The organism is Mesorhizobium sp. WSM4820 (genome assembly GCF_055811075.1).
The window spans coordinates 195,472-208,845 of the sequence record NZ_JBVVQN010000012.1 but is presented as its reverse complement, the minus strand read 5'-3'; the positions used below and the strand labels follow the sequence as shown (position 1 = coordinate 208,845).

The window sequence follows — 13,374 nt, the reverse complement described above, 5'->3', positions numbered from 1 at the left end:
CGCCCAAGCGTCGAGGGCTACTCGGCTTGGGTCAGTTCCACAAACGACGTCAGCAACTCGCCAATCTGACAGGCGGCGTAGCCATTTCGACGGGTGGACGCGTCTCTGGCGCAGGTCTCCGGCGTAAGAGGGTCCAACTGAGTATGCAGGTCGTCGATCGCCCGTTGAGAAAGAAGCCAGGCTAACGGGATTGTCACGCCGCGATCGCGCATTTGGATGCTGTAGTACCTATCGAGAGTGCTCGGCTGGTTGGCAATCGCCTCTTCAGCCATCGCGATCAATTCTTCGTCCGTCTTACCTCGTGGATCGAGCGTCACGCGCATCTCGGAAGTGGCCAAGACCAAATCTTCGAGCTCACTCAAGCCATAGTCCACTCGCGCGCTACGTACTCGGTCCACCGCCTCAAGGGCGATGCTTGCTTCGGCAAGAACGCTCGAGTAGCCGCCTGAATCTTTGGGTTCCGAGCACGGTGTTTCGTCGGCGCTCGCCTGAGCAGCGTCGCAGAGAGGTTCGTTACCGACATGCACCACCAGGATAGAAAACTTCGGTGCATCGGCTCCTCTGTCCTCCCGGTATTTATCGAGCTCCCGGTAGACTCCCATAAGTGTCGGCGCCCCCGAGTTATCGAAATAGCCCCCGTCAACGTATTGGTCTTTGATCCCCTTGAAGTCTGGGTCCTCGACCCAAACCTCACCTTCTTGTTCCACGGTAAGGGATGTGAATGACCCCGGCGGCGAAATGAACGGAAACCGCGCACTTGTACCCGCCGCCGCGCTGAGTGGCGGGCCATTGAGATAGTCCACGGCATGCCAGTCGTCCCCGCCGCCTTTCGCGTCAGTTCTGAGATAGATCGGGCTCATGCTGACCCGCCGACCGTCGCGAACTCTCGTCGAATTCAGGATGAGGTACGGAACGCTAGCGGCCTCTTCAGTCGGGACGAGGCCATAAAGCGGATTAGACAGGACGTCCTCCCCGAAAACACGTGCAAAGGAACGCTCCAAGCTCCACTCGAGCCCAAGTTGACGATCGAAAGCTGGAACGGGGACAGGCCAGAATTGCTGGAAGATCTCAGTAAAAAAGTAGCGACTGAGCAACGGTGAAAGGTGGTCGTCAGCCAACACCTCCATTGCAGCATCCTGATACGTCGAGGAACTCACGTCCTCTAGATCGCATCGGCTCGCCTCGGTTTCGGGCGGCTTGGCTTTCATTGCTGCCGCATAGATAGCGGCACCGATCGAGCCACCAGAAACCCCGCTAACTACGAATATGTGGTGGGCCAGCCGCGGGCATCTGTCGACAAGCCGAGAAAGGACCGTGGCCGTGAACACTGCGGCCCTGATGCCTCCACCTTCAGCGGCAACCAAGATCACCGGATAGGTATCAAAGTCGGCGCGGTCGGGTCGGGAGGCGAGCCAACTGCCGAAAGCATTCTCGAGTTCTATCGATGGAGTAAAATGTCCGATCCGGCGGATCTGGTGATTGTCGTTCACGTTCAGCGCGATTAGGCCGACCGCCAGCACGACCAGAAACCCAACGGCAGGTAGCCTGGTACGCCGGCCGAAACGCACCAGCCACGATGTAACGATCGTCCAAAAGCAGCAGGCCAAGAGGAGTATGTTGAGGGGACCGAGTGCCTGTGAGATCGAAATCATGCTGATGGGAAGACCAAAGGTTTCATCCCTTGTCGAAGCCGCGAATGCGCTCAGCAGCAGAATGGGCAACAGGTAAGCCAAGAGCACCGTCGGCAGGCGGTGTCCGCGTCGCGTCGTGGACGAGTGCGCCGATAGGCGCGAGTCGAGCGCAGCCCTTCGCGCCGAATGAACGTACGCGATGATCAGGACGCTCAGTAGGGCAAGAAGCCCGTAGCTCGCCGGTGCCAATTCGTCCCTGAGGCGAACCAACAAGACCGCCAGAAGGATCAGCGCAAGGCTTCCAACGATCCCGCTGATCCAAACGCGATAGCTAAACGGAACCGTCGATCGTGAAATCAAGACAGCGGATTGACGGCGCAATATGGCTGAGAGTGCTGCGGCCGACAGAAACGTGATCGCGAACTTGGTCCATTGAATATCGACCGCCTCGCTGTGACGGACGTAGCCAAGCATCGCTTCGTCCACCTGATCTGACGCCGTTCCCGGAAACAAGAAGCACGCGAGCAGGAGGATCGCCGTAATGCTGACTGGCCACATGCTGAGCAGTGCGATGGGGATGGGTTGAAGCGCTCTCCGCACCCTCCAACGCCATAGACGCAAGCGGGCGTATGCGTAGGTTGCTTCGGGCATCTCAGCTCCGTTCTTCCGTCGGCAGTATCGGCGACTAAACTGGCAACCACACAGTAGTCAGGCGGACGGTGCCGTCTAGATGCTCCATCGACACTAAGCCGTCTGAGCACGAACCTTTCCAGTGGAGGTTACCCGCGCAAATCACGACTTGCGTAATTAAATCAACGCTTTGCCGTTTGTGGACGGCCACGGCTACTCCAGGTCGACTTCCACCCAAAGGCTCTGTTTGTGGCGGATGCCCTTGATCGAACCCGAGGGCTGTAGCGCGGCAGCGCCCAATCGCTGAGTCCTTGACCTGTACTGCCTTCAGCGCACGCTCGGTAGCGATGGAATAGTCCTCGGCGACTTCGAGGTGGAGAACTTCGTGGTCTGCGAGTTCGATCAGCGCAACGGCGCCTGCGTAGATCTGATAGATGTAGCCGCGCAGCGAATGCGGTCGCCTGACGTGCACGATCGCTCCTGGTCGTGCTGCAAGCGAGGGGCCCGCTCTAAATAACTGTGAATCAGACATGCCGAAGCCTACTACGATCACCGTACTAGGAATGGATCAGCGGACGTTCCATTCCTCAAGACGCACGTTCGTGCCTCCTCCGGCAACGCACGCGCATAGCGCCCTCGAATTTGATGGTTATCGGCAGTGGATTTAAACTAGCGGACCGGAGTATTGACCAGACTATCAAAGTCAATCGACTGCAGTTGTTCGAAGGCGTCCGCTGCTGCGTCAGGCGCCAGGGCTGGTCCACCGGAATTGAGCGGCGGCAAGCAAATTGCTGGGACGCCTTCGACATCGAACGGTGCGCGGCCGGACTTCGCCTCGCTGCACATGTTCTCGAGCCCACGCTGCAGCTGCAGCGAATAGTCCACGGAAGCCGCGTCGACAATGACCGGCGTTCCGAAGAACTTGGTCTTGAGGTCGAAGACCTCGCCCGCCTTGACGTTTCGGAAGTAGTCGGTAAGCCGCTTAGGCACGTTGGTCACCGCACCCGCCGGCGGCACATTGCCGAAGTCGTCGCTGCGCGGGAATTGCGCACTACCGTGGCAAGACAGGCAAGAGCTCAGAAGGTTGTCTGCCGGTCCATTAGCGCGCCCACCCCAGCCCAGTTCTTCGCGTCCGGCCCATCCGAACAGGATGGATTGCAGCGTTGGGTCGGTCACGCTTTCGAGCAGCGGTTGCCCGGGCGCTGCGGCTGGATCGTTGCCCCAGGCCAGCCCCACGGGCCGCAGGCGACGCCATGGGTCAGGATCGGCGACGGCGTTGTTGTAGACGAAGGTGCCAAAGACCCAGCCGGTGGCGCTGTCCCGCGGGTCGCGCACCGCGATGTCGACCTGGAGCAGGCGCATCGACCGCTCGCTGCGGCCGTTCGGACCGTTGCCGCTACCGGTGTGGGTTTGCCAGCTGGGCGCGCCGGCGAGGTAGGGCAATTGTTGTTCGGTAGCCGATGTGAAGAGCAGTTTGAACGACACCGTTCCGACCGGAAACAGGATGTTGTCAATGACCGGATTGCAAGGATCGGCATAGACCTTGGCATAGGTCGTCGCGCCGAAACTGTTATAGTACCCCACCGCCCAGGTGAAAAAGGTCGTGCTGGTATTCTCTTTAAGCTGATTGGGCCGCGTCGGGCGTTCCTGCGTGAGCCCATGGAAGAACTCTCTTCCATCTTCTCCAACCTGCATCCAAAGGGCATGGTACCAGCCCCTGTCGGTGTTCTTAGTGACGTCGAAATCGACCGTATCGTTACCTTCGTAGGCGTAGTTAAGGACTGCCCAGAGGTACGCTTTCCAGTCTGCATGGTAGTCGATCGACAGGAAACCTGGCAGCGGCTCGCTCGTCGCCGCCGGATAGTCGAACTTTCCCTTGAAAGCCTCGGCCGCGGTGTGATTAGCAGGGATCGTATAGAACGTATTGTAGCTTGGAACAGTGCATGTTGCGGCCGCGGCTGCGGCCGTGGAGAGCAAAACCGCGAGAACAGCGAACACGCGCATCAGCATGACTGAATTCACCCCAAGTTCATGGAGACTAAGCGCACAAATATATCCTGGCAAGAGGCACGCTACTCGCCGTCACACTGCCGTCAACCGCCGCTAGTGGAAAGAGTTTACACCGGTCGCTTAGCCATGCGCGCGCTCCTGGATGGCGCGTCGTCAGTAGGAGGGCTCCGCCTCTATAGCGCTACGCGAACCGCGTTGCGTTTTATGATGACAAGATCCTGTCATTCGACGATAAGCGCGAGGACAGAAGGCCAGTACAACGCAATTATCGCGAACGCTACGCTCGAAGTTTGTTGTCGTTGACCCGACGACTATCGCCGCGTACGCGTAAACAGTGATCCGCAATTGCAAGCGAACCCTATCGGCAGCACTGGACACGCAATCGCCGAAACACTGATTGGACAATTCGACGATCACTACGGCGACTAAGGACGAGGAATTAACGAGGACAAGTGCGCTAATAGTCAACGCGGCGTTGACTGTCCAAATTACAATCTGTATATCCGGAAACACGAAAGCGCCGAGGTTTGGACCCTCGACGCTCCCGTACAGTCTGCGAATATGAGGCCTTTAGACGTGTCGGCGTCTGGGTCTCGTTTGCGTTGCTGTGGACACACCGCGAACGCTTCGGAAATAGCAGGCTTTTATTGAAAAGCCAACACATTCCGAAATTGTGTACAGCTTTCCCGCCCGCCATATTTTCCTCACCCAGCGCAGGAGGCGCTACCGTTTGCGGTAGTGGGCCTCCCATGCCAGCCCAATATCGGCGAATGTCCATTCACTTCGTCTGCCGTAAGCGGGGCTCTGGCGGGTAAAACATTCGTTCAAGCCGGGTTCCCTCGGGAATTTCATGGACCACGCCGTGGATTTTGGCTTGCCGCGTGCCGTTGGCTGAATCCGACGGATGAGCCCGCTGTCCGCTCAATGGTCATTCGGATTGGGAAGGGAAGCGGGGTCAGCCAGGTAGCCGCGAAGCTTTTGTAAAGTGGCGTCTTCTGGCGACTGGTGAAGGTCGGCGCGAAGTTCTTGAACGGCGAGGGCGCCCCTTGTCTGGCAGCTTCCGTCAGCATGTCGCGGCGGCTCAATTGGCTGACCGTCCCGGAAGACAGTCGCTGTAAAAGGTGGCATATCGATTTGGGTTGACCAAAGCCACAAGGCTGCTGCCAGCAAGGCCGTGATCACTGAGGCCGCTTGCAGAGCCGTCAACACTCAACTACCCATTTTGTAAGGACGCGCACCATTCGCCTCTCGGTTTTTTCCGTATCTATAAGCGCTTGGGATGGCCGTTCATAGAACCTTTGCCTCGCCGTCTTTCAAATGCACCAGTCTTGCCGCCTTGAGTACCTCTTCGCCGCTTGCGATTAAGCGAAGTCCTTGCTCCGGTAGAATATCTCCGGCCAGTTCCCTGGCTTCTTCAAGGGACTGTGCAACTGCGATTATTTGCATCCTGAGCATGCCATTCGGCATGTTCATGTCCTTGCGGCTGTGTTCAAAACGGAACCCAGTGTACGGTGCGTCTGTCATGCCACTCATACCCTTCTGTCATCTGACATTTATTTCGCCAAGCGAGCGGGTTCAAACCCGATCGAAGTGGTTATTTTCTCCAGGTTTATAGGCTTGTTTGCAAGTGCAGTAACGTTCCCTGTACAACTTGAAGGCCCCAAATTCACTTTGCCCGAGGATCGGCAGGTGTGGTAATATGGGTCCATGAAGAAGACCACCACCACCGTCCGGTCAACCAAAACAGGCCAGTTCATCCTCGGCAGCCGCAAGGGCGAGAAAATCAGCGCAGTCGAGGGCATGAAGCTATCGCCGCGCATGGGCGCAATACTGGGCGAAAGCCGCGAGCGCGGATTGAGTGGCGATGAGCGGCGCACGCTCGTCAAGAAGCAGATTGCCAAGAAGTAAGCATGCCCTGTGGTCTATGCCGCCGAAGCCGACCCGCTCTGCTATCCCGGCACGACAGTTCTCCGCAACAAGCTTGATGTCCATGACCAGGGCGAACTCGATGAAGCCGAGTTGGCCTTCTTCCTGATCCGAGCCGACGAGCCGATTCCGAGCGGTGCGCTCGATTATGCCCACTATCGAGCCATTCACCATCACCTGTTCCAGGATGTCTACGATTGGGCCGGCGAGGTGAGGGCGATCCGCATCGGCAAAGGCGGCAACTGGTTCTGTTACCCCGAATATATCGATGGGGAAATGAACCGGATTTTTAGCGAACTCGCAGCGGCTAACTACTTGATGGGGCTGTCAGCGCAAGACTTTGCGACGCGTGCGGCCCACGCACTCGCGGAAATCAATGCCGTGCATCCGTTTCGGGAGGGGAATGGGCGAACCCAGCTCACGTTCCTGGCGATGCTCACCGAGCATGCCGGCTTCGCGTTTAACGACGACGTGCTGGACCGTGAGCGTGTGATGGACGCCACGATTGGCAGTTTTGCCGGCGACGAACGACCGCTGGCCGATCTTATCGCCGACATCGTTGCCTGAGGAACGGCCAGATAATTGGAGCGCAGAGATCTTTACCCAAGATGCGCCGTAACCGCGTTTTCTTTTGGGGGCACTGGGTCTTATTTCTAAATGCCGAGAAGGGCGCCGAGCTTTTCAGTGACCGGGCGCATGGGGTTAACGCGTCCGAGATCATAGATCATGGTCGTTTCGAGATTTCCCTTGTGGTCGACGTAGTGTGATATGGCCTCATGCGACACCCCTTGACCCGCCAGCATCAGCGAGATCGCGATGCGCTTGAGGTCGTAGAGCTGGAAGTAGTCGGGCACACCCTCAGGGCTTTGAACCTGTCCAGCCCCTTGCGGAAGTTACCGCGGGGCAGGGTGTTGTCCGTATGTGACGGGAACAGCAGCTTGCTATCAGGCCAGCGGAGGCGTTGGGCCTGCACCATCCCCGCAACCCTGGAATGGATCGGCACCGAACGGTAGGCGTACTCATAGCGAGCGCGACAGCTTGATACCTTTGGTGTTGTGCTTGTGCCAGACGAGCTTGTTTGCGACGGACTTGAACACGCCAGGAGCCGGACGAGAGTTTTGTGTAGGTGGCCATTTTTTCGTGTGCGCTCCGTGTGGACCGAGAGATCGAAACGTGGCGAAAAGGGTCGTATTCTGGCGTAAATTCGTGTGCACTCGGCAGGTTCTAACGATTGATGTTACAGAGAAAATGCTGAAATCAAGATCATAGAGTGGCCGTGGCGCCCATGATGGACTGGACGGATAGGAATTAGAAACAAGTGGTTAGAGGGTGACATGCACGCGCCGTGCACACGAAGTTTTCTCTTTTCTTATGTTCAGTTTGTTCGAGCTCCCGGCGTCGAGTCCTTCCTCACGGCGTAGGCTTGACCCTCATGTATGCCTCCCTCGATCATCGAACCGACCAACGGCGCGGTTGGCAACTTCGGCGGTAGGTGAGGGCAGAGCCACATCAGGGACCGAAAAAAACCGCCCGGTCGTCGGCGACAATCTATCGTATCCGTGGACCGGATGCGACTGCTCGAAGCCCAGTTCGCCTCCGTCTCGGCAGTAGACTGTTCGAGCAATTGCCGCGTCATCCGATCGTGAGTGTTGCCTCGGCCATAAAGTTGATCGGCGCAAGCAAGCCGACCGCGATCCGTGCGATCGAGGCGCTGGCCGAAGCCGATATTCTCGTGGAAACCACCGGGAAGAAGCGCGACCGCAGCTTCGCCTATCGCGCCTATCTGGAGTGCCTGAGAACCGGAACGGAATTGGACAGCGGCGGCTGATCGCTACGCGAAATCATACCACGCAAAGCCCACATCCTAGGACCTGCATGAAGCGCCATCTTGTGCAGCGTCCTTTGCTTAGACGCGGAACCATACGGAGCGATACGGGAAGATTTCTGATTTTGGCCCGCGAAAAAGACAATGAAATCAAAGTTCTTGATACATCCTCCGGGCCCACCAAAATTATTCAATATCAACCAGTTATGCTCAACTTCGCTTAGAAGTGGCCAATCTAGTTTCTATGCTCCAGGAGTCAGGTGCATCGACTCAATCCATGAGCGGGAAGGGCGAGTTATGCCTGCTCTTCAATTCTATTGTCGTCCTGTTCGTCAGTCAGGTTTGTGCAGCCATGTATAGTCCAGCTATTTCAAGGCTGGAAAGACCCTTGGGCGACGCGTGCGGCAAAAGGCGGTAACGACGTGCGAATGGGATGGTTGGCGCGACCGATCGAGAATGCCGCGGCGGCAAGCAAGCTGGTGTCAACACCAGCTGGGCGTACTGCCAACAGGCGAGAGGCACAGCCGTTGCTCGCTGCTCAAAGCGGCGTCTTCCGACTTTCGCGGGATATCACCCATGCTCGCAACGGGTCTGCCATAGACTTTCGCATCGCCTGACCGGTGCTTCCGTCCGATGGTGGCGCAGGCCGAGGCGGTGCAACTTCCTCCGAAGACGCCAGGTGGCGGTCCATGGAGGCTCATGCCAAATCCACGGGCGCCAGCGGCGGAGGTGGCCGATACGGCCGTGGTCAGCAGGAGACAAACATGACCCTGGACAACATTTCACACCCCTCGATCCAGCATTGCGCCGACAGCCTGAACGCGAAGCACGGCAACGGTAGACCGGAGCCCGAATTGGTTCCGTCGCGCTACGCGCTGCAGGTCGGCGACATCGATGTGCTGATCGTCAGCGATGGAGTGCTGCCGATACCAGCCCCGGTTATGGCATACAACGTCGACCCGGCCGTCCGGGCGGCCTGGCTGGACGACATGTTCCTGCCGCCGGACGTGCTCGAGTGGCCGCTGAACGTGGTTGTCGTGCGCAGCGGCGGCCAGACCATACTCGTGGACGCCGGGCTGGGGGCGGACCCGGACTTGCACTTGCCGCGGGCCGGGCGGTTGGTCTCGCGGCTGGAGGCAGCCGGCATCGATCTCGCATCCGTCACCGACGTGGTGCTGACCCATATGCATATGGACCATATCGGCGGGCTGCTCATCGACGGGGTGAAGGACCAGCTGCGTCCGGATCTGCGGATTCATGTGGCGGCCGCCGAGCTCAAGTTCTGGGAGTCGCCCGATTTCTCCCGCGCCTCCATGCCAACGGGGTTCCCGGATGCGCTTCGGCGGGCGGCCAAGCGGTTCGTGAACGAGTACCGCAGCCAGTTGCGGCCGTTTGAGACGGAGCACGAGGTGGCGCCGGGGGTGGTTGTCACGCTCACTGGCGGCCACACCCCGGGGCACAGCGTGGTCCGCCTGGCGTCCGGCGGCGATAGGCTGACCTTCGCCGGCGACGCCGTGTTCCAGGTCGGGTTCGACCAACCCGACTGGCACAACGGCTTCGAACACGATCCTGAGGAGGCGGCCCGCGTCCGCATCAATCTTTTGCGGGAGCTGGCCGCGACCCGTGAGCCGCTGGTGGCCACTCACCTGCCATTCCCTTCCATCTGCCATGTGGCGGTGGACGGCGATGTCTTTCGTTGCGTACCGGCTGTCTGGGACTACTGACCCGCTTGTCGGGTCAGAGCCGCACCAGGTCGGCATCGAGACTTATCGCGCCATGATCGTGTGCTCGTGCAATGTGTTGAGCGATCAGGATGTCCGCTCCGCCGTCAAGGCGGAGCGGACGTGCTCGATCCGCCAGGTCTATGGCTGTCTCGGCTGCAGCGCCCAGTGCGGCCGTTGCGCGCGTACTATCCGCCGCATCATTGACGAGGCGCTCGCCAGCGCTCGTGCGGCATCCTGCAACGGCCGCACGCAGTCCTGACTCGGCCGCCTCGGCCGTCCGGCGCAGCCTTTCAGTCAGGAACCCATAGACCAACGTATCGGATGCATGCGTCCTCGGCGTGATAGTTCGAACACTGGAAAGGCTGGCATGCTTGGGTCCTCCACAACCCAACCAAGGAGCATCGGAAATGACGCTCGGATTCGTTCTTTCGAGGATGCTGCAGATCTTCCTGAGGGTCTGCGCCGTCGCCACGACGGCGAAGCCGGTTAGGCGCGGCGGTAACGGGTTTGCTCGCGCGATAGTCCCGCCGATCTACTACGCTGTCCCGTCGAGGAAGGTTCGTGACCGCGAGTGAACCCGCTCATCCGTGTTAAAGGGCGGCTGGCCAAGGAGCGCCGGCCGATATCGATACCGGCAATTTCAAAACCAGAGGCACTCCGATGAGCGGTGGGCATTCCACCTATATTCCCAAGACCAGGATCGGACGCTGGTTCGACGCCCGCCTGCCGGTGCCGCGCCTGGTGCATGATCAGTTCATCGTCTACCCGGTTCCGCGCAACCTGAACTACGCCTATTCGTTCGGCGGCATCCTGTCGATGATGCTGGCCGCGCAGATCGTTACCGGCGTCGTGCTGGCCATGCACTACGCGGCCGACACGACACTGGCCTTCAATTCCGTAGACAAGATCATGCGCGACGTGAATTCCGGCTGGCTGTTGCGCTACCTGCACTCCAACGGCGCGTCGTTCTTCTTCATCGCGGTCTACGTCCATGTCTCCCGTGGCCTCTATTACGGCTCCTACAAGGCGCCGCGCGAACTGCTGTGGGTCCTCGGCTGCACCAACCTTCTGTTGATGATGGCTACGGCGTTCATGGGTTACGTGCTGCCTTGGGGACAAATGTCGTTCTGGGGCGCGACCGTCATCACCGGCTTCTTCAGCGCCATTCCGCTGGTCGGCGAATGGATCCAGCAGCTTCTGCTCGGCGGCTTTGCGGTGGACAATCCGACTCTCAACCGCTTCTTTGCGCTGCATTACCTGCTGCCGTTCATGCTGACGGGCGTCGTCATCCTGCACATCTGGGCGCTTCACGTCGCCGGCCAGACCAATCCGGCAGGCATCGACGTGAAGTCAAAAACCGACGTCGTGGACTTCACGCCCCATGCCACAATGAAAGATGTGCTCGGGGCCGTGGTGTTCCTGCTCGCCTTTGCGTACTTCGTGTTCTACGTGCCGAACTATCTCGGGCATCCAGACAACTACACCGCCGCCGACCCGCTGAAGACGCCGGCGCATATCGTGCCCGAGTGGTACTTCCTGCCCTTCTACGCGATCCTGCGCGCCGTCACCTTCAACATCGGGCCGGTCGACTCGAAGCTCGGCGGGGTGCTCGCCATGTTCGGCGCCATCGCCGTGTTGTTCTTCGTGCCCTGGCTCGACACGTCGAAGGTGCGCTCGGCCGTCTACCGGCCCTTGTACAGGCGGTTCTTCTGGCTGTTTGTCGCCAACGCCCTCTTCCTTGGCTGGCTGGGGTCCAAGCCGGCGGAAGGCTGGTATATCCCCGCCATGCAGGTGTCGACCCTCTACTACTTCGCGTTCTTTCTCGTCGTCATGCCGTTGCTGGGCCTGATCGAGACGCCGCGCCGGCTGCCGAACTCGATAACCGAAGCGATTCTGGAGAAAGGCAAGGATTAACACCGAAGGATCGCTCGTCATGCGCCGAGGCGAGGATTGTGCGAGGATTTTATGGATTCGGATCCGGTCACGAGCTGGTGGAATGCTCCCCATCTCTACATGGTGCTGGTCGGTCTCGCCGGCATAGTCGTTTGGCACGTCATTCCGCGGCGGCTCTCCACCACCAGGCTGATTGTCCAGATCGCATTCTTCCTTACCATGTCGGTCCTGCTGCTTGACGGAGCCGTGCTCCCCTACGAACCGACACGGGGCACCGAGACAACCGCTAGCGCAATCCTCGTCGGTTCGGCCAAGTTGCTGTGGTGGGTTCACCTTGCCTGGGCGCTGATCGGGTTTGTCCGCATCTATCTCGTGTTCGAGCGAAAGCCGCGCGAGGCCCGCCTTCTGCAGGACCTCGTCGTCGGCGCCGTCTATGTTGGGATGCTGCTGTCGATCCTGGCTTTCGTCTTCGGTGCGCCGGTCGGAACGCTGATCGCCACCTCGGGCGTCTTTGCCATCGTACTCGGACTGGCGCTCCAGAATACGCTGAGCGACGTCTTTTCGGGCATCGCGCTCACCCTCGGCCGACCTTATGTGCTTGGGGACTGGATCGTTCTGAGCGACGGCACCGAAGGCCGCGTCGTGGAGACCAACTGGCGATCGACCCACCTGCTCACTTTGGCGCACAACGTGGTGGCGCTGCCGAACAGCTTCCTCGCGAAGCTAGGGCTGACCAATGTCAGCAGCCCTGAGGAGAGCCATGGGCTGTCCATCACGATAAGATTGGCGCCGACCAAGATGCCGGCGATCGTCGCGGACGTCATGAACGCGGCCTTACAAAGCAGCAACACAATACTGAGGGAGCCGCCGCCAGTGGTCGCCATCAAAGCTCTGGATGCGACGGCGATCGAGGTCGATTTGTTTTTTCGGGTCGCAAATGTTGGCCAGCGTATTCCAGCGACGAACGAAATCTTCGATCTTGTCTACCGTCATTCCAAGTCCGCGGGTTTGCGGCTGGCAACGCCACCCTCCTCTTCGATTCTCATGAATGACTTGCCGAACGAAGAGACGGCAAATCTCCCAGAAGTCACGCCGATCAAGCTTATAAATGCCATACCAGTATTCTCGGCGTTGACGGACAACGAAAAAGAAGCCCTCGCGGCAACGGTTACGGTGCGCACCTATCGCAAGGGCGACATCATAGCACGACAGGGAGAGATGCTGCCCTCCCTCATGATTGTTCGGACGGGCATCATTGTCCGAGAGCGCGGCGAAGATGACGCCCATCCGCAGGAGATCGGCCACCTCGCTCCCGGCGACTTTTTCGGAGAGACCGGTCTGCTCGCGGGCATTGGCGAGACCTCGACCTTGCGCGCGATGAGCCACGTCGTGGTCTACGAGATTGACCAGCAAAGCTTCGCGCCCCTGCTGCTCGACCGGCCCGAAATGGCTGAAGATCTTGCGGCGGTCCTCTCAGCCAGGATGTTCCTCGGCGGTAGCCGCACCGGACAAGAGCACACGGATTCGAAATTCGCGCTGCTCAAAGCCATGCAGACGATCTTTCACCCAATACCGTTCCGGCGCGGTTTAAGCGCCGGCAGACCGGGCCTACAAGAAGAGAGGTAGCCATGAGCATCCGACAAACCGGCGTCACAGATATCGATGATTTGCCGGTGTCCAGTGAACCTGTGAGCGGTTTCAAGGTACGGCGCGTATGGCCCTCCAGGGGCGCGCT

The 13,374-nt window shown here is 59.3% G+C and carries 13 protein-coding genes; 8 read left to right on the top strand and 5 right to left on the bottom strand.

From position 1 onward, the window contains the following. Nucleotides 1–17: 17 nt before the first annotated feature. The 4 genes from AC0L2R_RS20585 to AC0L2R_RS20570 all read right to left on the bottom strand — a co-directional run bounded on the left by AC0L2R_RS20585 (nucleotide 18) and on the right by AC0L2R_RS20570 (nucleotide 5,795). On the bottom strand, nucleotides 18–2,105 hold the full coding sequence (locus AC0L2R_RS20585; protein ID WP_473511170.1) for a patatin-like phospholipase family protein: 2,088 nt from the start codon (nucleotides 2,103–2,105) through the stop codon (nucleotides 18–20). A 211-nt stretch (nucleotides 2,106–2,316) separates the two neighbouring features. Continuing rightward, nucleotides 2,317–2,733, bottom strand: a complete 417-nt coding sequence (locus AC0L2R_RS20580) for a hypothetical protein (protein WP_473511169.1) — start codon at nucleotides 2,731–2,733, stop codon at nucleotides 2,317–2,319. 197 nt (nucleotides 2,734–2,930) lie between these two features. After that, a complete protein-coding gene (locus AC0L2R_RS20575) occupies nucleotides 2,931–4,271 on the bottom strand; it encodes a hypothetical protein (RefSeq protein WP_473511168.1) in 1,341 nt (446 codons plus the stop codon). Nucleotides 4,272–5,558: 1,287 nt separating this feature from the next. Continuing rightward, on the bottom strand, nucleotides 5,559–5,795 hold the full coding sequence (locus tag AC0L2R_RS20570) for a hypothetical protein (RefSeq protein WP_473493387.1): 237 nt from the start codon (nucleotides 5,793–5,795) through the stop codon (nucleotides 5,559–5,561). A gap of 183 nt (nucleotides 5,796–5,978) precedes the next feature. On the opposite strand from AC0L2R_RS20570, the gene AC0L2R_RS20565 reads away from it, so the two are divergent. Then, on the top strand, nucleotides 5,979–6,179 hold the full coding sequence (locus AC0L2R_RS20565; RefSeq protein ID WP_473493386.1) for a hypothetical protein: 201 nt from the start codon (nucleotides 5,979–5,981) through the stop codon (nucleotides 6,177–6,179). A gap of 9 nt (nucleotides 6,180–6,188) precedes the next feature. Beyond that, the gene (locus tag AC0L2R_RS20560; RefSeq protein WP_473511166.1) at nucleotides 6,189–6,764 is read left to right on the top strand and encodes a Fic/DOC family protein; all 576 of its coding nucleotides are present in this window, start codon (nucleotides 6,189–6,191) and stop codon (nucleotides 6,762–6,764) included. Between the two features lie 86 nt (nucleotides 6,765–6,850). On the opposite strand, the gene AC0L2R_RS20555 is transcribed toward AC0L2R_RS20560, so the two are convergent. Beyond that, nucleotides 6,851–7,051, bottom strand: a complete 201-nt coding sequence (locus tag AC0L2R_RS20555) for a hypothetical protein (protein ID WP_473511165.1) — start codon at nucleotides 7,049–7,051, stop codon at nucleotides 6,851–6,853. 812 nt (nucleotides 7,052–7,863) lie between these two features. On the opposite strand from AC0L2R_RS20555, the gene AC0L2R_RS20550 reads away from it, so the two are divergent. The 6 genes from AC0L2R_RS20550 to AC0L2R_RS20525 all read left to right on the top strand — a co-directional run bounded on the left by AC0L2R_RS20550 (nucleotide 7,864) and on the right by AC0L2R_RS20525 (nucleotide 13,265). After that, a complete protein-coding gene (locus AC0L2R_RS20550) occupies nucleotides 7,864–8,025 on the top strand; it encodes a hypothetical protein (RefSeq protein WP_473511163.1) in 162 nt (53 codons plus the stop codon). A 761-nt stretch (nucleotides 8,026–8,786) separates the two neighbouring features. Further along, nucleotides 8,787–9,746, top strand: a complete 960-nt coding sequence (locus AC0L2R_RS20545) for an MBL fold metallo-hydrolase (protein WP_473511162.1) — start codon at nucleotides 8,787–8,789, stop codon at nucleotides 9,744–9,746. Nucleotides 9,747–9,798: 52 nt separating this feature from the next. Further along, complete coding sequence (locus AC0L2R_RS20540) at nucleotides 9,799–10,005, top strand: (2Fe-2S)-binding protein (RefSeq protein WP_473490919.1); 207 nt, start codon at nucleotides 9,799–9,801, stop codon at nucleotides 10,003–10,005. Between the two features lie 148 nt (nucleotides 10,006–10,153). Next, nucleotides 10,154–10,321: a hypothetical protein gene (locus AC0L2R_RS20535; protein ID WP_473511160.1), complete on the top strand. Its 168-nt coding sequence runs from the start codon at nucleotides 10,154–10,156 to the stop codon at nucleotides 10,319–10,321. 85 nt (nucleotides 10,322–10,406) lie between these two features. Continuing rightward, the gene (locus AC0L2R_RS20530) at nucleotides 10,407–11,660 is read left to right on the top strand and encodes a cytochrome b (RefSeq protein ID WP_473511158.1); all 1,254 of its coding nucleotides are present in this window, start codon (nucleotides 10,407–10,409) and stop codon (nucleotides 11,658–11,660) included. A 51-nt stretch (nucleotides 11,661–11,711) separates the two neighbouring features. Beyond that, nucleotides 11,712–13,265: a mechanosensitive ion channel family protein gene (locus tag AC0L2R_RS20525; RefSeq protein WP_473511157.1), complete on the top strand. Its 1,554-nt coding sequence runs from the start codon at nucleotides 11,712–11,714 to the stop codon at nucleotides 13,263–13,265. The last annotated feature ends 109 nt before the right edge of the window (nucleotides 13,266–13,374 follow it).